This is a genomic window from Histidinibacterium lentulum, assembly GCF_003789055.1.
Taxonomy (GTDB): domain Bacteria; phylum Pseudomonadota; class Alphaproteobacteria; order Rhodobacterales; family Rhodobacteraceae; genus Oceanicola; species Oceanicola lentulus.
In genome coordinates, this window is record NZ_ML119085.1 from 69,022 (window position 1) to 88,357 (window position 19,336).

Below are 19,336 nucleotides of genomic sequence, written 5' to 3' on the forward strand. Positions count from 1 at the left end.
CGTTCTGCCGTTTGCCGTGTGCTAGAGGTCCGAGCCCGCCGAAATCACGCCCTCGTCCGCCGGTTCGCTCGCGGGATCGGGCTGGGGCAAGGTTGCAGAACCGCTTTCCTCGCCGCCACCGGCCGCGCCATCGGCATCGCCGGCTCCTTCGCCCGTCCCCTCGCCGGGCGGCTCCTGAGGGCTCTCCTCCGGAGCGGCCACCTCCTCGACGTTCGTCCCCTCGCCGCCCGGTTCGGGAATCTCGCTCTCGTCCAGAGGCGGGATATCGAGGATCTCCGCGTCTCCCTCGGGACCGGGAGCGGGTTCCGGCGGCGGCGGCGGCGGCGTCCGCCTCTGCGAGGACGAGGGGCTCGGCTCCGGCGCCGCGGCCGGGACGGGCTCCGGCGCAGGCGGCGGGGGGGCGGGCACAATCACCGGCGGCGGCGCGGCACAGGCCGCGATCAAGAGGCAAACCGGCAGAATGTGACCTGGGCGCATGGCGTGTCCCTCCCTTGCATGACATCGCAGGCCGGGGGCCGATTGCATTCACACCCCCGCCCGAATATCTGCAACCCACGAGCCGGCAGAAGGGTCCCGATGAACTGGATCTCCAACTACGTCCGCCCGCGCATCAACTCCATCTTCTCGCGCCGCGAAGTGCCCGAGAACCTTTGGAAGAAGTGCGAGGAATGCGGCACGATGCTGTTCCACCGGGAACTGTCGGACGCCCTAAACGTCTGCACGAACTGCGGCCATCACATGCCGCTGTCGCCCCGTGCGCGTTTTGCGGCCCTCTTCGACGGCGGCGTGTTCAGCCAGGTTCCCGTGCCGGAACCCGTCGTCGACCCGCTCCACTTCCGTGACCAGAAGAAGTACCCCGACCGCCTTCGTGCCGCGCAGAAGGCCACCGGAGAGGCCGAGGCGATGCTCGTGGCCACCGGCGAGATCGGCCGCACGCCCATCGTGGCCGCGGCGCAGGATTTCTCCTTCATGGCAGGCTCCATGGGCATGTACGTGGGCAACGCCATCATCGCCGCCGCCGAGAAGGCGGTGGAGATGAAACGCCCGCTCATCCTCTTCTCCGCCGCCGGCGGCGCGCGGATGCAGGAGGGCATTCTCTCGCTGATGCAGATGCCCCGCTCCACCGTCGCGGTGCAGATGCTCAAGGAGGCGGGCCTGCCCTACATCGTCGTGCTGACCCACCCGACGACGGGCGGAGTCACCGCCAGCTACGCCATGCTCGGCGATGTCCAGATCGCGGAGCCCGGAGCACTGATCTGTTTCGCCGGTCCCCGGGTCATCGAACAGACCATCCGCGAGAAACTGCCCGAGGGATTCCAGCGCGCCGAATACCTGCTCGACCACGGGATGCTCGACCGCGTCACCCCGCGTGGGGAACTGCGCGACGAACTCATCTCGATCACCCGGATGCTGCTGGGTCTCGACCCGGCGGTGAAGGGTGAACTGCCCGCGCCCGGGGACAATTCCCGGTCCGAGGCCGTGACCGACCCAGCCGACGCCGCCTCCCGCGACTGAGCCCCGGCCGGCCGTCAACTCCACCCCTCCACGAGCGCCCCATGACCGAAACCTCGGACGTCCTCCTCGCCCGGCTGATGTCGCTGCACCCCAAGGTGATCGACCTCACGCTCGACCGCATGTGGCGACTGCTCGCCGCCCTCGGCGACCCCCAGGACCGCCTGCCCCCCGTGGTCCATATCGCAGGAACCAACGGCAAGGGCTCCACCCTTGCCACGATCCGCGCAGGGCTCGAGGCCACCGGCGCCCGGGTTCATGCCTATACCTCGCCCCATCTCGCGCGGTTTCACGAACGCATCCGCATCGCGGGCGAACTGATCGACGAGGACCACCTCGCCCGCGTCCTCGACCGCTGCGAGGCCGCGAACGGCGGCGAGCCGATCACCTATTTCGAGATCACCACCTGCGCCGCGCTTCTCGCCATGGCCGAGACCCCCGCGGACTGGTGCCTGATAGAGGTCGGCCTCGGAGGTCGGCTCGACGCCACCAACGTCGTGAAGGCTCCCCGCCTCACCGTCATCACGCCGGTCGATCTCGACCACCAGCAGTATCTCGGCGAGACCGTCCCCGAAATCGCCTTCGAGAAGGCCGGAATCCTGAAGCGCGGCACGCCTTGCATCGTCGCCCCGCAATCGGACGCCGCCCTCGCGGTGATCGAGGATCGCGCCGCCCGGACCGGTGCGCCACTCATCGCCGCGGGCCAGCACTGGCATGTCTCCGCCGAACGCGGCCGCCTGATCTTTCAGGACGAAACCGGTCTTCTCGACCTGCCCCTGCCGCGCCTGCCCGGACCGCACCAGATCACCAACGCGGGCACCTCGCTCGCCGCGCTGCGCCATCTCGGCGCGGACGAAGCCGCCTGCGAGGCCGCCGTCACCCGCGCCGAATGGCCCGCCCGGATGCAGCGTCTCGTCTCGGGACGAGTCGTCGACTGGGCGGCGGGCTGCGAGCTGTGGCTCGACGGCGGTCACAATCCCGCCGCCGGACAGGCCGTGGCCGATACCCTCGCCACCCTGCCGGCTCGGCCTACCCATCTCGTCTGCGGGATGCTTCGCACCAAGGATGCCGAAGGCTACCTTCGCCCCCTCGCGCCGCGGGCCGGACGTCTCACCGCCCTCGCGATACCGGGAGAGACCGCGACCCTCAGCGCCGGAGAAACCGCGGAGGCCGGGCGCCGCGCGGGTTTCAAGCGGATCGTCGAGTCCCCCTCACTCGAGGCCGCGCTCCGCGATCTGGCCGCCGCCGAGCCCGGGTCCCGCATACTCATCTGCGGGTCCCTTTATCTTGCCGGGCATGTCCTCCGCGAGAATGTGGGCGGCCGAGCGGGGGCGGACGCAACTCCCTGTTGACTGCGAATCACCCTGTCCTCTACATCTTGTAAGCAGAACGGAACCGCCCCCTACCCAAGGGGCGTTCGAGAGGAAGCTGAGGATGTTGAGGTCGCCCACGGCAGATCTTGACCCGCCCACCGGCCGGACGGGCCGGTCATGACCCGCGCCGCCCCGGGTCACGCCGTCGCCGCCATCCCCCTCTCCGCTGCCGTCGTCATGGGCTTCGATCGTCCGCCCCTGCAACCGTCCCGGGCATCCGCTCCCGAACTCGAGGTGAAGCGCGCCCGCACTGCGCTCCGCGTGCCCGAACGGCTGATGACCGCTCGCGGCATGCTCGACATATCTCGCCGTGACGCAGCCAGCGCACGGTCCCATACCGCCGTGGCCGGCGACACGATCCGCTCGATCGCCGAGCGTCACTATGGCTCGCCCGAAGCCTCGATGCGCATGGGCGAGGCCAACGCCAGCACTTTCGCCCGAAACGGTCAACTGACCTCCGGGCAGATCCTCATTCTTCCCGGCTAGGGAAGTCCCCGTCTTGGCAGGGCGGGAGGGCGGGCTCAGGCCCGTCCTTCTGTTTCCGGAGCCTGGTTTCCCGTCGGTTCAGAAACGATCGCCGCCGAAGGAGTGGGGGGGGGCGCCCGCCCCTTCCACTTTGACAGAGCCGCCTTCGACCTGCTACATTTCGGCCCAGTTGAGGCAAGAACCACAGCATCTGACCTGGCCAACAGGCAGCGAGCAGGAGCATTTCATGACGGACCAGCCGGCCCTCCGGCCGTTTTCCCTTATGCGGACCCCCGCGGCCCCCGCGCTGCTTGCCATGGGCGTCGCCGCCCTTGGCTTTGCCCTGCTGGCCCATGACCGCCACGAGGCGCGCATAACGACCTACACCGCCGCCGCGACGTCTGCCGGTGCGCCCTTGGCCGGACCGGATCCCGCCGTCGCCTTCGCCGAGGCCGAGGCCGCCGGCCACCTGATCCGCACCGCCACCCCCGTCGCGCCCGGCGCACCTGCGGCACGTCCTGCGACCTACACCGCCGGACCGGGCGAGGACCTCGCGGGCATCGCGGCCAAGCTCTATGGAAACCCGGACCTCGCCCCCCGGATCGCCGCGGCGAACCGTGCCGTGCTCGAGAACGGCCTCAGGCCCGGCACGACCCTCCTGATCCCGTCCTTCTGATCTCTGGCGGGCAGTAACTGCCGGGCCTATTCCCCCGCCCAGACCGCCGTCTGCATCTCTTCCAGACGGCTCGCCGTGCGCCCGAACTCGAACGACCCGGCGCCTTCCATGTAGAGCATCTCGGGCCGCGCAGCCGCCGAGACGAACAGCTTCACCTTGGCCTCGTAGAGCGTGTCGATCAGAGTCACGAACCGCTTCGCCTCGTTGAAATTCGCAGAGGACAGCTGCGGCACGTCCTCGAGGATCAGCACCCGCGTCGCCTCCGCCAGCGCGATGTAATCCGCCGGTCCCAGCGGCCTCGCACAGAGATCGTAGAACGTCGCCCGCGCGACCCCGTTGTGGAACGCGGGAACCTCCACCTCTCGCCCGTGCACCTTCAGGATCAGCGGTTCGCTTACGCCTCCCGTCAGCCGATCCCAGATGTCGCGCAGCGCCGCCCGCGCCTCGGGCGTGTTCGGATGGAAATAGCTCTGTGCGCCGTGGTACTTGCCCTGCCGATGATCGGTCTCCGAGGCCAGTTCCCACACCACGCAGCGCGTCTTGATCATCTCGATGAAGGGCAGGAACAGATGCCGGTTCAGCCCCTCTTCATACAGGTCGTCCGGATGTCGGTTCGAGGTGGTCACCAAGGTGACGCCCCCGTCGAACAGCCGCTGGAACAGCCGTCCCACGATCATCGCGTCCGCGATGTCGGTGATCTGCATCTCGTCGAACGCCAGAAGCCGGATTCGCCCGGCAAGCTCCTCCGCCACCGGCTTGATCGCATCGGTCACGCCCTCCCGGCGGGCCACGTTCATGCGATGTTGCACCCATTGCATGAAGGCATGGAAATGCCGCCGCTCCCGCGGGACGTCGACCTCCTCCGCGAGAAGGTCCATCAGCATCGACTTGCCGCGCCCGACTCCACCCCAGAGATAGAGGCCGCGCACCGGCTCGGGGGCCTTGCGGAAGAGGCCGCGCCTGACCGGGCGCAACAGCTCCTCGCGGACGCGGTCGAGTTCGGGCAGCACCGCGCGCTGCGCCGGATCGGGATCGAGCTGTCCTTCGGCGACCCGCGCCTCGTATGTCTCGGTAATCGTCACCCTGCGCCCTTAACCCGCCGCGATGGCGGAGAAAAGACGCTGCCGGTCACCCCTTTTTCGCGGTCTTCTTCGCGGCCTTGCCGGACTTGTCCTTCTTTTTCGCCTTGGCGTCCTTCTTCTTCGCCTTGGCGTCCTTCTTGGCGGCCTTCTCCGCCTTGGCGGGCGTTTTCGCCTTCTCCGCCCTGGCCGGCTTCTCCGCCTTCTCGGCCTTCTCGGCCTTCTTCGCCTTCTTCACCTTCTCCGCCTTCGCAGGCTTCTCGGCCTTCCTCGCCTTCGCGGCCTTCTCCGGCTTGGCCGCCTTCCCGGCCTTTGCGGGGGACTGCGCCGTCGCGGGCGCCGGCGCCTCTTCCGCCTTGACGGGCGCCTCCGCCTGCACGGACTTCGCCGCCTTGTCCCTCGCCGGCGCCTCGGGCGTCCCCGCCGCCTCCCGGGCGGCCAGCACGAGCACCATCGCCCGCGAGGCGCCGATCCCCGGCACGGTCACAAGGTCGTCGGGCGGCGTCGCGGCCAGCGCCTCTGCCGTGGTGATCCCCTTCTCCCGCAGGTGAAACGCCAGAACCTTTCCGACGCCGCGCACGCTCTCCACCTCTGCCATTCGTCCCTCCTGTGGTCAGGCAATCCGCAGAGTAATGCCTATCATTTGTATATACAAGATCACTGGCCGCGAACCCCGCTCAGGGTCGCTCCCGGCGACAGCGCCTCGGGATCGAGCCGCAGCTCGATCACCGCCACGGTTCCGGCCTCCTTCGCCCGACCAAAGGCCGCGGCAAAGTCCTCCGTCCGTGATACCACCTCGCCGTGGCCGCCGTAGGCCTGCGCAAGCGCCGCGAAATCCGGATTGGCCAGCGCCGTGCCCGAGACCCGCTCGGGATAGTTGCGCTCCTGGTGCAGGCGGATCGTGCCGTACTGGCCATTGTTTGCCACGATCACGACAGGCGTCGCGCCCTCCTGCACCGCCGTGGACATCTCGTTGAGCGTCATCTGGAAACACCCGTCCCCCGCCAGACAGACCACCGCCCGTCCCGGATACGCGATCGACGCCGCGACCGCCGCGGGAAAGCCGTAGCCCATGCTCCCCGAAGTGGGCGCCAGCTGGGTGCCGAACCGCTTCCAGCGGAAATACCGGTGCAGCCAGGCGGCGTAGTTCCCGGCCCCGTTCGTCACCACCGTATCCTCGGGCAGATGATCCGACAGCCAGCGGATCACCGCCTCCAGCTTCACCTCGCCGGGCGTTTCCCTGGGCCGGGTCCAGTCCTCGAACTCCGCCCGCGCCTCCGCGACGAAATCGCCCCGGTCCGCCCCCCCGGGCAGCGCCGCCAGCGCCTCGAGCACCTCCGGCGCCCGCGCCACGACTCCGAGCCCGGGCCGGTACACGCGCCCGATCTCGTCCGGGTCGGAATGTACGTGGATCATCCCCGGATGCGACCCCGGCGGGAGCAGCGTGTAGCCCTGCGTCTCGATATCCCCCAGCCGCGACCCCAGCACGAGCAGCGCGTCCGCGTCCCGCAGTCGCGCTGCCAGCTTCGGGTTCACTCCAAGGTTCAGGTCCCCTGCATAATGGGAATGCCGGTTGTCAAAGTGATCCTGTCTCCGAAAGCCCGTGGCGACGGGCAGGCCCCGCGCCTCCGCGAAGGCCGCCAGATCGCCCGCCGCGCGGTGCGACCATCCCGGACCGCCCGCAACCACAAGCGGTCGCTGCGCCCGGTCGACCCGCGCCGCAATCTCCTGCGCGACGCCCGACCAGTCCGCCCCCGCCCGCACCACCGGCCCCGGAACCGTCACGCCCTCCACCTTCGCCGACAGCACGTCCTCCGGCAGCGACAGCATCACCGGCCCGGGCCTGCCCGACAGAGCCACCTCCCAGGCCCGCGCGACGTATTCGCCCAGCCGCTCAGGCTCCCGCACCTCCGCCGACCATTTCGCCAGCGGTGCAAACATCGCGGCAAGGTCCACTTCCTGGAACGCCTCCCGGTCCCGGTCGCCCCGCGCGATCTGCCCGACGAACAGGATCATCGGCGTGGAGTCCTGCCGCGCCGCATGCACGCCCGCGCTCGCGTTGGTGGCGCCCGGACCCCGCGTGACGAAGCACAGTCCGGGCAACCCCGTCAGCTTGCCGGTCGCCTCCGCCATCATCGCCGCCCCGCCTTCCTGCCGGCAGACGACATTTTGGATCGGGCTGTCGTGCAGCGCGTCGAGCACCGCGAGAAAGCTCTCGCCGGGCACGGAGAACACCCTCTCCGCCCCCAACCTCTCTAGGGTGTCCACCAGAAACCTGCCGCCGTGCGCCATCAATCCTCCCGATCCGGCCTCACCGCAGACTGTGCGGACCGCCCCGGGATGTGCAAGCCGCCAGCAGGATGCCTTCCCGTCCCCCGCCTTTCGAGCCATAGAAGGCCCTGCCCCACAGGAAATACCGGGATCGGCCCGTTTCGGGGGACAAAGTTCTTTACCCGCGCAATATTTCGTGGGTTTCTTTCAGCCCAAGAGCCCCAGCGGCCACGCGGAACAGGACCATGAGCCAGCGCAAGATCCGGAACATGGAGCAGTTCGCCGCCCTCAGCGGCCTTTCCCGGCCGACCGTGTCGAAATACTTCAACGACCCCGCCAGCGTCCGCCCCGCCACGCGGGAACGGATCGAGGCCGCGCTCGAGCGCTACGATTTCCGCCCCAACATCTACGCGGTGAACCAGAACCGCAGCCTCACGAAGAACGTCGGGATCGTCGTACCCTATCTCGCCGACCCCTTCTTCGCCGAGATCGCACGGATCATCCAGCGTCGCTGCATCGATGCGGGGTTCGCCCCGATCCTCTACAGCGCCCATGGCGAGATGAAGCTCGAGAACGAGATCCTCGAGGGCCTCACCGCACTGAAACCGGCCGGCGTCTTTCTCGCGCCGCTCGGGCGCCTCTCGGACCGCGCCGCGGTCGCTCGCTTCTGCCGGGACGTGCCCACCGTGCTTTTCGACAGCAATATCGAGGACATGGGAGAGGCGTTCGTCGGCTCCGACAACCACAGTTTCGTCGAGCAGACCGTGGACTACCTCTGCCGAACCGGGGCGCCGCCCTGCTTCTTCGAGATGCGCACGCCGGCCAACCCGAACGCCAACAAGCGCCGCAACGCCTATCTGCGCGTCATGGAGGAGGCCGGCCACGAGCCCCGCGTCGTCCAGATCGAGGGCGAGGGCTGGGCCTTCGAGGAGATCGGACGGCGCGGCACACACGAGATTCTCGACTCAGGTGGATTCGCCACCGATACCGTTCTGTGCAGCAACGACCGACTCGCCATAGGCCTGCTGTCGGCATGCTACGAGCGCGGATTGCGCGTCGGCCGCGGCGACGGCTGCGCGCTACGCGTGGCCTCCCACGACGACCATCCTTTCTCCCGCTTCACCTGCCCGTCGCTCACGACCGCCGCACATGAATACGAGGCCGTGGCCGACAAGTGCATGGAAACGCTGTTTTCCCTGATCGAGGCGGGAGGCAGGTTCTCGACCCGGACCGAAACGCTGATCCCTGCGCGCCTGATTCTAAGGGCCTCCGCCTGACCCCAAAACTTGACACGCGCAAAGATTATTCTTGACGCGAGGCAACGCACGCCCGTAGCTTTTCCGGACATAGCATCCAGACCAGGGAGGATACGGATGTCACCCAGAACCGCGCTTCGCGCGACCAGTGCCCTTGCGCTCGTCGCCTTCGCCACCGCCGCCGCGGCCCAGGACACCACCATCACAATCGCGACCGTCAACAACGGCGACATGATCCGGATGCAGGGCTACACCGACCTCTTCACCGAGGAGACCGGCATCGGCGTCGAGTGGGTCACCCTCGAGGAGAACGTGCTGCGCCAGCGCGTCACCACCGACATCACCACCAACGGCGGTCAGTTCGACATCATGACCATCGGCATGTACGAAACCCCGATCTGGGGCGCGAACGGCTGGCTCGTGCCGCTTGACGACCTGTCCGAAGAGTATGACGTCGACGACATCCTGCCCGCGATGCGTGGCGGCCTGAGCCATGATGGCACGCTCTATGCCGCGCCCTTCTACGGCGAAAGCTCGATGGTCATGTACCGCACAGACCTTATGGAACAGGCCGGACTCGAGATGCCGGATGCGCCGACCTGGCAGTTCATCCGTCAGGCCGCCGAGGCGATGACGGACCCCGAGAACGAGGTCTACGGGATCTGCCTGCGCGGCAAGCCCGGCTGGGGCGAGGGCGGGGCCTTCATCACCGTCGCCGGCAACTCCTTCGGCGCGCGCTGGTTCGATCAGGACTGGAACGCCCAGTTCGACCAGCCGGAGTGGGAAGAGGCGCTGACCTTCTTCGTCGAGCTGATGAACGATTTCGGCCCTCCGGGCTACGCCACCAACGGCTTCAACGAGAACCTCTCGCTGTTCCAGCAGGGCCGCTGTGGCATGTGGATCGACGCCACCGTCGCCGCCTCCTTCGTGACCAATCCAGCCGACAGCTCCGTCGCGGACAGCGTCGGCTTCGCCCTCGCGCCCAATGCCGACGGCGTCGAGAAACGGTCGAACTGGCTCTGGGCCTGGGCCCTCGCCATCCCTGCCGGCACCCAGAAGGAGGACGCAGCCAAGCAGTTCATCGAATGGGCCACCTCGAAGGACTACATCGAGCTCGTGGCCGAGAACGAGGGCTGGGCCAACGTCCCCCCCGGCGCGCGGAACTCGCTCTACGAGAACCCCGCCTACCAGGAAGTGCCCTTCGCCGCGATGACGCTTGACTCGATCAACGCCGCCGACCCGACGAACCCGACGGTCGATCCGGTTCCCTACATCGGCATCCAGTTCGTCGCGATCCCGGAATTCGCGGGCATCGCCACCGAGGTCAGCCAGGAATTCGCCGAGGTCTACGCCGGTCAGCAGACCGTGGAGGAGGCGCTGGCGAACGCCCAGGCCCTGACCAACGACGCGATGGAGGCGGCGGGCTACCGCTGATTTTCCCCGCATGACGTCCGGGGGCGGACCCGCCCGCCCCCGGACCGCCCTCCGCCGCCGCGTCGCGCGGAACGTTCCTGCCTCCGGGAAAGGTGCACGCCCATGGCCACCCGTCACTCACGCTCCGCGGCCCGGCTGATGATGGCGCCCGCGGTCATCCTGCTGCTCGGCTGGATGCTGGTGCCGCTGACCATGACGGTCTTCTTCTCGTTCAAGCAGTACCTGCCCATGCGCGGCGACTCGCTGGAGCGGGGCCTCGACTGGGTCGGCTTCGAGAACTATGCCCGTTTCATCGGCTCCAGCTCCTTCTGGCCCAGCGTGCAGGCCACGCTCATGATCGTCGGCGGCGTGCTTGTGATCACCGTGGCCCTCGGCATCCTCCTCGCCATTCTCCTCGACCAGCCGTTCTGGGGCCAGGGGGTCGTCCGCATCCTGGTCATCGCGCCCTTCTTCGTCATGCCCACCGTCTCGGCGCTGGTGTGGAAGAACATGTTCATGGACCCGGTGAACGGCATGTTCGCCCATCTTTGGCGTTTCTTCGGCGCACAGCCCGTATCGTGGATGTCGGATGCCTCGGTGCAGTCGATCATCATCATCGTGTCCTGGCAGTGGCTTCCCTTCGCCACGCTGATCCTGCTGACCGCGATCCAGTCCCTGGACAGCGAACAGCTCGAGGCCGCGGAAATGGACGGCGCGCCGGTGCTGTCGCGCTTCCTTCACATCGTCCTGCCGCATCTGGGGCGCGCGATCACCATCGTGATCCTGATCCAGACCATATTCCTTCTGTCGATCTTCGCCGAGATCTTCGTCACCACCGGCGGCTCCTTCGGAACCCGGACGCTGACCTACCTGATCTTCCAGCGCGTCGTGGACAGCCAGAACATCGGGCTCGGCTCGGCGGGCGGCGTCTACGCCATCATCCTCGCCAACATCATCGCGCTGTTCCTCATGCGCATCGTCGGCAAGAACCTGGACCGCTGAGGGGACGACCATGGCACGCGCAGTCTCCACCCCCCGCAAGATCGCCACCACCGCAGTGGCCTGGACGATCGGCCTGCTGATCTTCTTCCCGATCTACTGGACCATCCTGACCAGCTTCAAGACAGAGGCCCAGGCCATCGCGAATCCCCCGCTCTTCTGGGGCTTCGATTTCACGCTGGAGAACTATGCCGTCGTGCAGGAGCGCTCGAACTACATGCGCTTCCTGTGGAACTCGGTGATCATCGCGGGCGGCTCCACCCTCCTTGGCATCCTGGTTGCCGTACCCGCCGCGTGGTCCATGGCTTTCGTGCCGTCGCGCCGCACCAAGGACATCCTGCTCTGGATGCTCTCGACGAAGATGCTCCCGGCGGTCGGCGTGCTATACCCGATCTCGTTGCTCTTCGTGCAGTTCGGCCTGCTCGACACCCGCATCGGCCTGATCCTAGTGCTGATGCTCATCAACCTGCCGATCATCGTCTGGATGCTCTACACCTACTTCAAGGAAATCCCCGGCGAGATCCTCGAGGCTGCGCGGATGGACGGGGCGGGCCTCAGGCAGGAAATCCTCTACGTCCTGACGCCCATGGCGATCCCCGGCATCGCCTCCACGGTGCTGCTCAACGTCATCCTCGCCTGGAACGAGGCCTTCTGGACGCTCAACCTGACCGCAGCGAGCGCCGCGCCGCTCACCGCCTTCATCGCCAGCTATTCCAGCCCCGAGGGCCTCTTCTACGCGAAACTCAGCGCCGCCTCGACCATGGCCATCGCGCCGATCCTGATCCTCGGCTGGTTCAGCCAGAAGCAACTCGTGCGCGGCCTGACCTTCGGCGCGGTGAAATAGGCCCGGACGCAGCTACGCGGCAGGCCAGAACAAGGACGAGACCCATGGGACGCATCACGCTCGACAAAGTCCGCAAGGCGTTCGGAGACGTCGAGGTCATTCCTCCTCTCGATCTCCAGATCGAGGACGGCGAATTCGTCGTCTTCGTCGGCCCCTCGGGCTGCGGGAAATCCACGCTGCTGCGGATGATCGCGGGGCTTGAGGACCTCTCCGGCGGGCAGATCCGCATTGACGGCAAGGACGCCACCAACGCGCCGCCCGCAAGGCGCGGCCTCGCCATGGTGTTCCAGTCCTACGCGCTCTACCCCCACATGAGCGTGCGCAGGAACATCGCCTTCCCGCTGCGCATGGCTGGTCTCGACAAGGCCGAGCAGGACCGCCGGGTCGCCGCCGCCGCCGAGGTGCTGAACCTCACCGACTACCTCGACCGCCGCCCCGGGCAGCTGTCGGGCGGCCAGCGCCAGCGCGTCGCGATCGGCCGGGCCATCGTGCGCGAGCCTTCCGCCTTCCTCTTCGACGAGCCGCTGTCGAACCTCGATGCGGCCCTTCGCGTCGGCATGCGGCTCGAGATCAGCGAGCTGCACAACCGTCTCTGCACGACGATGATCTATGTCACGCACGATCAGGTGGAGGCCATGACCATGGCCGACCGGATCGTCGTCCTGCGCGCCGGGCAAATCGAACAGGTCGGCACGCCGCTCGAGCTCTACCGCTCGCCCCGGAATACCTTCGTTGCGGGGTTCATCGGCAGTCCGAAGATGAACCTCGTGTCGGGCGAGATCGCCTCCCGCCACGGCGCCGAGACCATCGGCATCCGCCCCGAGCACATCGCCGTCTCCGACAGCGGAGGCGAATGGCACGGCCGCGTCGGCGTGTCCGAACATCTTGGCTCCGACACCTTCTTTCACGTCGCCTGCGAGGGCATCCCCGACCCCGTGACCGTCCGCGTCGGCGGCGAGGTCGGCGTTCGGCACGGCGACGAGGTCTGGCTCACCCCCGATCCCGACCAGCTCCACCGCTTCGACAAGCAAGGCCTGCGCATCACATGAGTCGCCTCGACGGAAAGACTGCCCTCATCACCGGAGCCGCACGCGGCATCGGCCGTGCCTTCGCCGAGGCCTATGTCCGCGAGGGCGCCCGCGTCGCCATCGGCGACATCGACATCGACCGCGCCCGCGCCGCCGCCACGGCGATCGGCGCCGCCGCCATCGCCGTCGAGATGGACGTGACCCGGCAGGACAGCATCGACGCCGCCGTGGCCGAGACCGCGGACGCCTTCGGCCAGATCGACATCCTGATCAACAACGCCGCCATCTTCTCCGCCGCCCCCACGGTCGAGATCACCCGCGAGGACTATGCCCGCGTCTTCGACATCAACGTCTCCGGCGCGCTCTTCACACTTCAGGCCGTCGCCCGGCACATGATCGACCGCGGCATCCGCGGCCGCATCATCAACATGGCCAGCCAGGCGGGCCGCCGCGGAGAACCGCTTGTCGCCGTCTACTGCGCCAGCAAGGCCGCGATCATCAGCCTGACCCAGTCCACCGGCCTCGACCTGATCCGCCACGGCATCAACGTGAACGCCATCGCCCCCGGCGTGGTGGACGGAGAGCACTGGGACGGCGTCGACGCCTTCTTCGCCCGATACGAGAACAAGGCCCCCGGCCAGAAGAAACGCGAGGTCGCCGCCGGCGTGCCCTACGGCCGGATGGGCCGCCCGTCCGACCTCACCGGCATGGCGGTCTTCCTCGCCTCCGACGAGGCCGAGTACATCGTCGCGCAATGCTACAACGTCGACGGCGGCCAATGGATGAGCTGATGTCCGGACTCCGCCTCTCCGACGCCACCCTCTCCGACCTGCCCCGCGAGATCCTGCGCCCGACCTATGACCGCGGGCGCCTCACGCCCGGTATCGTTCATATCGGGCTCGGCAATTTCCACCGTGCGCACCAGGCCTGGTATCTCCATCGCCTGATGCAGGAGGGGGACGCCCATGACTGGGCGATCCTCGGCGCCGGCGTCCGACCCCATGACGCCGCCTTGCGCGACAGGCTTCTGGCGCAGGACTGCCTGACGACCCTGATCGAACTCGCCCCCGCACACCGCTCGGCGGAGGTGACGGGCGCCATGATCGACTACCTGCCCATAGAGGAGGGCAACGCCCCCCTCATCCACGCCATGGCCGACCCCCGCATCCGCATCGTGTCCCTGACCGTCACCGAGGGCGGCTACTACGTCGACCCCACGGGCGGCCTCGACACTGCCCACCCCGACATCGCCCATGACGCAGCGCACCCCGGGCAGCCCCGCACCGCCTTCGGGGCGATGGTCGCGGCCCTCCGCCTGCGCCGCGCGGCGGGGCACGGGCCCTTCACCGGCCTCTGCTGCGACAACCTGCGCGGCAACGGCGCGATCCTGCGGCAGGCCGTCGTGGGCCTCGCCCGACTACAGGAGCCCGACCTCGCCCGGTGGATCGACACCCACGGCGCCTTCCCCAATTCCATGGTCGACAGCATCGTGCCGGCCACCGGACCCGCGGAACTGGCCCTGGTCCGCGACATCGGTATCCACGACGATGCGCCCGTCACCCACGAGAACTTTCGCCAGTGGGTGATCGAGGACAGATTCTGCGCAGGCCGCCCCGACTGGGACCGCGTCGGCGCGACCTTCACCGACGATGTCCACGCCTACGAGATGATGAAGATCCGCATCCTCAACGCGGGCCACCAGGTTCTCGCCAATGCGGGCGAACTCCTCTCCGTGCCGACCATCGCCGACTGCATGGCCCATTCCGCCATCGCCGCCATGTTCCGCAAGGTCCAGTTCACCGAGATCCTGCCCCATGTCGAGGCGGTCCCCGGCATGACCCCCGCAGGCTACCTCGCCCTGATCGAACGCCGCTTCGCCAACCCGAGCATCCGCGACACCACCCGCCGCGTGGCCTTCGACGGCTCGTCCCGCCACCCCGGCTTTCTCTTGCCGATCCTGCGCGATGCCCTCGCCACCGGGGGGCCCGTGTCGGGCCTCGCCCTCGTGGAGGCACTCTGGGCGCGCATGTGCGCGGGCACCCGCGAGGACGGCACGGTGATCGAGACGAACGATCCGCACTGGGACAGTCTCGTCTCCGCGTCGAGGGCCTCCCGTGGCACGCCCGGTGCATGGCTGGCCCAGCGCGCGATCTACGGCGACCTGGCCGAGGCCCCCGCCTTCGCGGCCCCCTTCGCGGACTGGCTCTCGATGATCTGGCGCGAGGGCACGTCCGCCGCCCTCACCGCCTATGCCGCGAGGTAAGGATCACTCGAAGAGCCCTCCCTGCTGCGCCGGACGCGCCAGCCCCAGATGCCGCCACGCACCATCGGCCAGCATCCGTCCCCTCGGGGTGCGCTGGATCAGCCCCTGCTGCAAAAGGTAGGGCTCGATCACCTCCTCCAGTGCGTCGCGGCTCTCGCTTAGCGCCGCCGACAGGGTCTCTATGCCCACCGGCCCGCCGCCGTAGCTCTCCGCGATCAGCCGCAGGTACCGCCGGTCTGCGCCGTCAAGGCCCAGCCCGTCCACGCCAAGCCGCGTCAAGGCCCGGTCCGCGATCTGCGCCGTCACCGTGCCGTCGCCCTCCACCACCGCGAAATCCACCACCCGGCGCAACAGCCGCCCCGCGATCCGCGGCGTCCCGCGCGCCCGCCGCGCAATCTCCCGCGCCCCGTCATTCGTCGCGGGCGCCCCCAGAAGCCGCGCCGCCCGGGTGACGATCTCGTGCAGTTCCTCGACCGAGTAGAACTCGAGGCGCGTGGGGATCCCGAAACGGTCCCTCAGCGGCGTCGTCAACAGCCCCAGCCGCGTCGTCGCCCCAACCAGCGTGAAGGGCTGGAGTTCGATCCGCACCGTCCGCGCCGCAGGGCCCTCGCCGATCACCAGATCGAGCTCGTAATCCTCGAGCGCGGGATACAGCACCTCCTCCACATTGGCCGCGAGCCTGTGGATCTCGTCGATGAACAGCACGTCCCGCGCCTCGAGGTTGGTCAGGATCGCCGCCAGATCGCCGGCCTTGGCCAGCACCGGTCCCGAGGTCATGCGAAAGCCGACCCCCAGCTCCCGCGCCATGATCTGTGCCAGCGTCGTCTTGCCCAGTCCGGGCGGGCCATGGAACAGCACGTGGTCCATCGCCTCGCCCCGCCTGCGGGCGCTCTCCACGAAGACCCTCAGGTTGGCACGCGCCTCGGCCTGACCGATGAACTCGTCCAGCGCCTGCGGCCGCAGCGCGCGGTCCGCGTCGCCGGGCTGGCGCTCGGGCCTCAGGTCCGGATCGGGCTCATGCATCGCCGCTGCCTTCTTCCCTCACGAGACCGCCCCGCCCGGGGCGGATGTGTGGCCCCTATCCCGCCGGCGCGAGCCGCCGCAAGGCCGCGCGAATGAGCTCCGCCGTCCCCGCTTCCGGCGCCTCGCCCGCCGCCTCCGCCACCGCGCGCGCCGCATCTCCCGGCCCGTAGCCCAGGTTCGACAGCGCCGACAGAGCCTCCGCCTGCGCCGCCCCGCTTCCCGCACCCACGCCCGGCGCCGCGACAGGGGCGGGTCCGTCGCTCTCCACAACATCCGGCGGCGCTATCGCGGGCGCCGCCGTCGCCGTGCCGCCCAGCGCCATCACTGCCGGCGCCTTGTCCTTCAGCTCATGCACGACGCGCTGCGCCGTCTTCGGCCCCACGCCCTTGGCGCGCGCGATCGACACCGCATCCCCCGTCGCCACTGCGCGCGAGATCCCCTCCGCGCCCAGTGCGCCCAGAATGGCGAGGGACGCCTTCGCCCCGATCCCCTGAACGCTCATCAGAAGGCGATGCCACTCCTTCTCCTGCAATGTGGTGAACCCGAACAGCTGCAACAGGTCCTCGCGCACCAGCAGGTCCGTCCACAGCGTGATCGCCTCCCCCGGGCCGGGCAACGTCGCCAGGACCCGCTCCGAGACGTAGACGACATAGCCCACGCCCCCGACCGAGATCAGGACGTGATCCGCCGCCCGGTAATCGAGTCGTCCCGAGAGCCGCCCGATCACCGCCCCGCCCCCGCCCGCACCAGCGCCCGTGCCGATTGTAGGTGATGGGCATGACAGATCGCCACGGCCAGCGCGTCGGCCGCATCAGGGCCCTTCGGCGCACAGCCTGGCAGGTGCAGCCGCACCATGTGGTCCACCTGCCGCTTGTCGGCATGGCCGACGCCCACGACGCATTTCTTCACCGCGTTGGGCGCGTATTCCCCTACCGCCAGCCCGCGCTCGGCGGGCACCAGCATCGCGATGCCCCTTGCCTGCCCCAGCTTCAGCGTCCCCGCTCCGTCGCGGTTGACGAAGGTCTGCTCCACCGCCGCGGCCTCCGGCGCATGGCGGGCGAAGATTTCGCGCAGCGCCACGGCAAGCGACAACAGCCGCTCACCCAGCGTCTCCCCTTCGGACAGGCAGATGCCGTTCGCCACATGACTGAGTTTCGAGCCCTGAACCTCGATCACCCCCCAGCCCGTGCGCTGCAGCCCGGGGTCGATCCCGATCACCCGCATCCTTGCCCCTGCCCGTCGTTGTTTTGCCGCAGGAAAGCACAAAACGCGAACACCGTCCACGACAAAGGTGCTGGCCGCATCGGCCGTCCGCGGCCGCCCGCGGTCCCCGAGCGGCGGCTACACGCCCCGATGCCACCGCGCATCGCCCGGAACATGTCGTTTTTCCAGCAGCTTGTGCCGCTCCCGTGACATGCGCCGCAAGCATGGGACCCTTGCCGAAAACGCGCTTCTTCGCGGCACGGTTTTTCGCTAACCGATGTGATCGAACGACACGCGCCGCCCCCCGGGACCGGCAAGGAACGCCTCCCATGGCCCTCTACGACACGACCCGCCTTGCAGCCGCTTCCCGCGGTGTCTTCCGTCCCGGCCGCGCCCTTGCCCGGCTAATGGCGGCGCTCCAGTCCTGGAAGGACCGGCATGCGACGCAGAAGGCCCTGTCTCGCCTGTCGCCCCATGAACTGGCCGACATCGGCCTCGATCACGCCGACATGGACGTGATCGCCGAGGGCCGCCGCCGCACCCGCTGAGCATCTCTCCGGGACTCAGTCCGCGGGGATCAGCGCGCGCAACTCCATCAACCGCTCGTGAACCCAGACCGTCGCCGGATCAGGCTGCATCACGAAGGCCCCCGCCTGCCGCACGGCATCCCCGCCGGTCAGGTCGGCCAGCCGGTCGCCGTAGCCGTCCGGTCCGAGCGCCGAATATGCGAAGACCTTGAACCCGAAGGCGAATGCCACGATCAGCAGGACGGACCTCAGTCCCGGCCGCGGCAGCGCCCGTTTCGGCCGCATCACGATCAGCCCGTCCTTGCCGACCCTCGGCGCGGCGCCGTGGGCGGTCATGCGATTGTGCCGACGCTCGATCCGGCGCACCCGGGCCTGAAAGGGCTGTAACTGACTTGTGGACATGGAGATGGCCTCCCGATGGCAGAAATCGCGATGGTCTGCCGTAATTCGGGTGAAATGAGGCAATTTCTGGGCAGATACCCCTACCGCACGAGGACCAGCGTCGACCACTCGCCAATGTCCGCGCGCTCGGCCAGATCGTATCCGAAGCCGACATAATGCGCGGTGATCTCCTCGGCCTGGCTGGTGAGTAGCCCCGACAGAATCGCATGTCCGCCCGGCGCCGTCGCGGCGGCCATGGCCCCCGCAAGGTCGATCAGCGGTCCTTTCAGGATATTGGCGATCACCAGGTCGAAGGGCGCGGCTGCGGCCAGCGCCGGCGCGTCGAAGCCTGCGGCCTCGAGCGCCTCGATCCGCCCGGCGAACCCGTTCGCCTCCAGATTGGCCTTCGCGACCTCGACCGCCACCGGGTCGATATCCGAGGCGAGCACCCGCGCGCCGGGCCACAGATGCGCCGCCGCCATGGCCAGCACTGCGGTGCCGCAGCCCAGATCGAGCACCGCCGTCTTCCGGTTGTCGGCCGCGAGGGCGTCGAGCGCCCTGAGGCACCCCAGCGTCGTGCCGTGATGGCCGGTGCCAAAGGCCATCGAGGCCTCGATCAGCAGCGGGACCCGGTCCTCCGGAACCCGGTCGGCATCGTGGCTGCCGTGGACGAAGAAGCGTCCCGCCTCAACCGGCGACAGGTCCCTCCGCACCTTGGCGACCCAGTCGGTCTCTGGCAGCTCCGAAACGGCGAACCTCCGCGCTCCATGTGCCGCCGCGAGAAGCGCCAGCGCCACCTCGTCGGGGGCAGTGTCGAAATAGGCGCCGACCTCCCAGAGTCCCGAACCATCCTCCAGCTCGAACACACCCACGCCCGTCGGCGCAGGCTCCAGATCCTCCAGCGCTTCTCCGAGACCGCGTGCGCCGGTCTCGGCGTCGAGAAGGGTGAGGGCGGTCCAGGTGGTCATGGGGGTCATCCGGCAAGGCTATGCGCGGCCCGCTTACCCAGCCCCGCCCCCCGGG

21 protein-coding genes are annotated in these 19,336 nt (G+C 68.6%); 12 read left to right on the plus strand and 9 right to left on the minus strand.

The window, feature by feature from the left end; translation table 11 throughout:
* Positions 1-21 precede the first annotated feature (21 nt).
* Positions 22-477 carry a hypothetical protein gene (locus EAT49_RS21415; RefSeq protein ID WP_123642391.1) on the minus strand — a complete coding sequence of 152 codons (456 nt, stop codon included), beginning with the start codon at positions 475-477 and terminating at the stop codon, positions 22-24.
* A gap of 99 nt (positions 478-576) precedes the next feature.
* Here EAT49_RS21415 and accD point away from each other — a divergent pair, with 99 nt between their 5' ends.
* The 4 genes from accD to EAT49_RS11105 all read left to right on the plus strand — a co-directional run bounded on the left by accD (position 577) and on the right by EAT49_RS11105 (position 4,026).
* The gene (accD, locus tag EAT49_RS11090; RefSeq protein WP_123642392.1) at positions 577-1,515 is read left to right on the plus strand and encodes an acetyl-CoA carboxylase, carboxyltransferase subunit beta; all 939 of its coding nucleotides are present in this window, start codon (positions 577-579) and stop codon (positions 1,513-1,515) included.
* 41 nt (positions 1,516-1,556) lie between these two features.
* Positions 1,557-2,864 (plus strand): bifunctional folylpolyglutamate synthase/dihydrofolate synthase, encoded by a 1,308-nt coding sequence (locus EAT49_RS11095; RefSeq protein WP_123642393.1) that lies wholly within the window; start codon positions 1,557-1,559, stop codon positions 2,862-2,864.
* A gap of 138 nt (positions 2,865-3,002) precedes the next feature.
* The gene (locus EAT49_RS11100) at positions 3,003-3,371 is read left to right on the plus strand and encodes a LysM peptidoglycan-binding domain-containing protein (protein WP_123642394.1); all 369 of its coding nucleotides are present in this window, start codon (positions 3,003-3,005) and stop codon (positions 3,369-3,371) included.
* Positions 3,372-3,597: 226 nt separating this feature from the next.
* Positions 3,598-4,026 (plus strand): LysM peptidoglycan-binding domain-containing protein, encoded by a 429-nt coding sequence (locus EAT49_RS11105; RefSeq protein ID WP_123642395.1) that lies wholly within the window; start codon positions 3,598-3,600, stop codon positions 4,024-4,026.
* Between the two features lie 26 nt (positions 4,027-4,052).
* Here EAT49_RS11105 and zapE read toward each other — a convergent pair whose 3' ends face one another.
* Genes zapE through EAT49_RS11120 form a run of 3 tightly spaced genes read right to left on the minus strand, consistent with a single transcriptional unit; the run spans position 4,053 to position 7,397 of the window.
* On the minus strand, positions 4,053-5,108 hold the full coding sequence (zapE, locus tag EAT49_RS11110) for a cell division protein ZapE (protein ID WP_123642396.1): 1,056 nt from the start codon (positions 5,106-5,108) through the stop codon (positions 4,053-4,055).
* A 46-nt stretch (positions 5,109-5,154) separates the two neighbouring features.
* Positions 5,155-5,703, minus strand: a complete 549-nt coding sequence (locus tag EAT49_RS11115) for a helix-hairpin-helix domain-containing protein (protein WP_123642397.1) — start codon at positions 5,701-5,703, stop codon at positions 5,155-5,157.
* Between the two features lie 59 nt (positions 5,704-5,762).
* Positions 5,763-7,397 carry a thiamine pyrophosphate-binding protein gene (locus tag EAT49_RS11120; RefSeq protein WP_123642398.1) on the minus strand — a complete coding sequence of 545 codons (1,635 nt, stop codon included), beginning with the start codon at positions 7,395-7,397 and terminating at the stop codon, positions 5,763-5,765.
* A gap of 224 nt (positions 7,398-7,621) precedes the next feature.
* On the opposite strand from EAT49_RS11120, the gene EAT49_RS11125 reads away from it, so the two are divergent.
* From EAT49_RS11125 to EAT49_RS11155, 7 genes are all read left to right on the plus strand, one after another.
* Positions 7,622-8,653: a LacI family DNA-binding transcriptional regulator gene (locus EAT49_RS11125; protein WP_123642399.1), complete on the plus strand. Its 1,032-nt coding sequence runs from the start codon at positions 7,622-7,624 to the stop codon at positions 8,651-8,653.
* 96 nt (positions 8,654-8,749) lie between these two features.
* On the plus strand, positions 8,750-10,066 hold the full coding sequence (locus EAT49_RS11130; protein WP_123642400.1) for an ABC transporter substrate-binding protein: 1,317 nt from the start codon (positions 8,750-8,752) through the stop codon (positions 10,064-10,066).
* 102 nt (positions 10,067-10,168) lie between these two features.
* Positions 10,169-11,047: a carbohydrate ABC transporter permease gene (locus EAT49_RS11135; protein WP_123642401.1), complete on the plus strand. Its 879-nt coding sequence runs from the start codon at positions 10,169-10,171 to the stop codon at positions 11,045-11,047.
* Positions 11,048-11,057: 10 nt separating this feature from the next.
* Positions 11,058-11,888 carry a carbohydrate ABC transporter permease gene (locus EAT49_RS11140; RefSeq protein WP_123642402.1) on the plus strand — a complete coding sequence of 277 codons (831 nt, stop codon included), beginning with the start codon at positions 11,058-11,060 and terminating at the stop codon, positions 11,886-11,888.
* A gap of 44 nt (positions 11,889-11,932) precedes the next feature.
* Complete coding sequence (locus EAT49_RS11145; RefSeq protein ID WP_123642403.1) at positions 11,933-12,937, plus strand: ABC transporter ATP-binding protein; 1,005 nt, start codon at positions 11,933-11,935, stop codon at positions 12,935-12,937.
* Positions 12,934-13,707: an L-iditol 2-dehydrogenase gene (locus EAT49_RS11150; protein WP_123642404.1), complete on the plus strand. Its 774-nt coding sequence runs from the start codon at positions 12,934-12,936 to the stop codon at positions 13,705-13,707. The genes EAT49_RS11145 and EAT49_RS11150 overlap by 4 nt, the downstream gene beginning before the upstream one ends.
* The gene (locus EAT49_RS11155; protein ID WP_123642405.1) at positions 13,707-15,179 is read left to right on the plus strand and encodes a mannitol dehydrogenase family protein; all 1,473 of its coding nucleotides are present in this window, start codon (positions 13,707-13,709) and stop codon (positions 15,177-15,179) included. Before EAT49_RS11150 ends, EAT49_RS11155 begins: the two co-directional genes overlap by 1 nt.
* Before the next feature lie 3 nt (positions 15,180-15,182).
* Here the strand turns inward: EAT49_RS11155 and ruvB are convergent, their stop codons facing one another.
* The 3 genes from ruvB to ruvC are packed head-to-tail and all read right to left on the minus strand — an operon-like array spanning position 15,183 to position 17,426.
* Entirely contained in the window at positions 15,183-16,202 is a 1,020-nt protein-coding gene (gene ruvB / locus EAT49_RS11160) for a Holliday junction branch migration DNA helicase RuvB (protein ID WP_123642406.1), read from the minus strand.
* 55 nt (positions 16,203-16,257) lie between these two features.
* A complete protein-coding gene (gene ruvA / locus EAT49_RS11165) occupies positions 16,258-16,929 on the minus strand; it encodes a Holliday junction branch migration protein RuvA (RefSeq protein WP_123642407.1) in 672 nt (223 codons plus the stop codon).
* Entirely contained in the window at positions 16,926-17,426 is a 501-nt protein-coding gene (gene ruvC / locus EAT49_RS11170; protein ID WP_123642408.1) for a crossover junction endodeoxyribonuclease RuvC, read from the minus strand. Before ruvC ends, ruvA begins: the two co-directional genes overlap by 4 nt.
* Before the next feature lie 308 nt (positions 17,427-17,734).
* On the opposite strand from ruvC, the gene EAT49_RS11175 reads away from it, so the two are divergent.
* Positions 17,735-17,953 carry a DUF1127 domain-containing protein gene (locus EAT49_RS11175; RefSeq protein ID WP_123642409.1) on the plus strand — a complete coding sequence of 73 codons (219 nt, stop codon included), beginning with the start codon at positions 17,735-17,737 and terminating at the stop codon, positions 17,951-17,953.
* A gap of 15 nt (positions 17,954-17,968) precedes the next feature.
* On the opposite strand, the gene EAT49_RS11180 is transcribed toward EAT49_RS11175, so the two are convergent.
* The gene (locus tag EAT49_RS11180; protein ID WP_123642410.1) at positions 17,969-18,334 is read right to left on the minus strand and encodes a hypothetical protein; all 366 of its coding nucleotides are present in this window, start codon (positions 18,332-18,334) and stop codon (positions 17,969-17,971) included.
* 80 nt (positions 18,335-18,414) lie between these two features.
* Complete coding sequence (locus EAT49_RS11185; RefSeq protein ID WP_123642411.1) at positions 18,415-19,281, minus strand: 50S ribosomal protein L11 methyltransferase; 867 nt, start codon at positions 19,279-19,281, stop codon at positions 18,415-18,417.
* Positions 19,282-19,336 lie beyond the last annotated feature (55 nt).

Coding starts and splice junctions, on each gene's coding strand:
- EAT49_RS21415 (WP_123642391.1), bottom strand. CDS start 477: ATGCGCCCAGGTCACATTCTGCCGGTTTGCCTCTTGATCGCGGCCTGT.
- accD (WP_123642392.1), top strand. CDS start 577: ATGAACTGGATCTCCAACTACGTCCGCCCGCGCATCAACTCCATCTTC.
- EAT49_RS11095 (WP_123642393.1), top strand. CDS start 1,557: ATGACCGAAACCTCGGACGTCCTCCTCGCCCGGCTGATGTCGCTGCAC.
- EAT49_RS11100 (WP_123642394.1), top strand. CDS start 3,003: ATGACCCGCGCCGCCCCGGGTCACGCCGTCGCCGCCATCCCCCTCTCC.
- EAT49_RS11105 (WP_123642395.1), top strand. CDS start 3,598: ATGACGGACCAGCCGGCCCTCCGGCCGTTTTCCCTTATGCGGACCCCC.
- EAT49_RS11115 (WP_123642397.1), bottom strand. CDS start 5,703: ATGGCAGAGGTGGAGAGCGTGCGCGGCGTCGGAAAGGTTCTGGCGTTT.
- EAT49_RS11120 (WP_123642398.1), bottom strand. CDS start 7,397: ATGGCGCACGGCGGCAGGTTTCTGGTGGACACCCTAGAGAGGTTGGGG.
- EAT49_RS11125 (WP_123642399.1), top strand. CDS start 7,622: ATGAGCCAGCGCAAGATCCGGAACATGGAGCAGTTCGCCGCCCTCAGC.
- EAT49_RS11130 (WP_123642400.1), top strand. CDS start 8,750: ATGTCACCCAGAACCGCGCTTCGCGCGACCAGTGCCCTTGCGCTCGTC.
- EAT49_RS11135 (WP_123642401.1), top strand. CDS start 10,169: ATGGCCACCCGTCACTCACGCTCCGCGGCCCGGCTGATGATGGCGCCC.
- EAT49_RS11140 (WP_123642402.1), top strand. CDS start 11,058: ATGGCACGCGCAGTCTCCACCCCCCGCAAGATCGCCACCACCGCAGTG.
- EAT49_RS11145 (WP_123642403.1), top strand. CDS start 11,933: ATGGGACGCATCACGCTCGACAAAGTCCGCAAGGCGTTCGGAGACGTC.
- EAT49_RS11150 (WP_123642404.1), top strand. CDS start 12,934: ATGAGTCGCCTCGACGGAAAGACTGCCCTCATCACCGGAGCCGCACGC.
- EAT49_RS11155 (WP_123642405.1), top strand. CDS start 13,707: ATGTCCGGACTCCGCCTCTCCGACGCCACCCTCTCCGACCTGCCCCGC.
- ruvB (WP_123642406.1), bottom strand. CDS start 16,202: ATGCATGAGCCCGATCCGGACCTGAGGCCCGAGCGCCAGCCCGGCGAC.
- ruvC (WP_123642408.1), bottom strand. CDS start 17,426: ATGCGGGTGATCGGGATCGACCCCGGGCTGCAGCGCACGGGCTGGGGG.
- EAT49_RS11175 (WP_123642409.1), top strand. CDS start 17,735: ATGGCCCTCTACGACACGACCCGCCTTGCAGCCGCTTCCCGCGGTGTC.
- EAT49_RS11180 (WP_123642410.1), bottom strand. CDS start 18,334: ATGTCCACAAGTCAGTTACAGCCCTTTCAGGCCCGGGTGCGCCGGATC.
- EAT49_RS11185 (WP_123642411.1), bottom strand. CDS start 19,281: ATGACCACCTGGACCGCCCTCACCCTTCTCGACGCCGAGACCGGCGCA.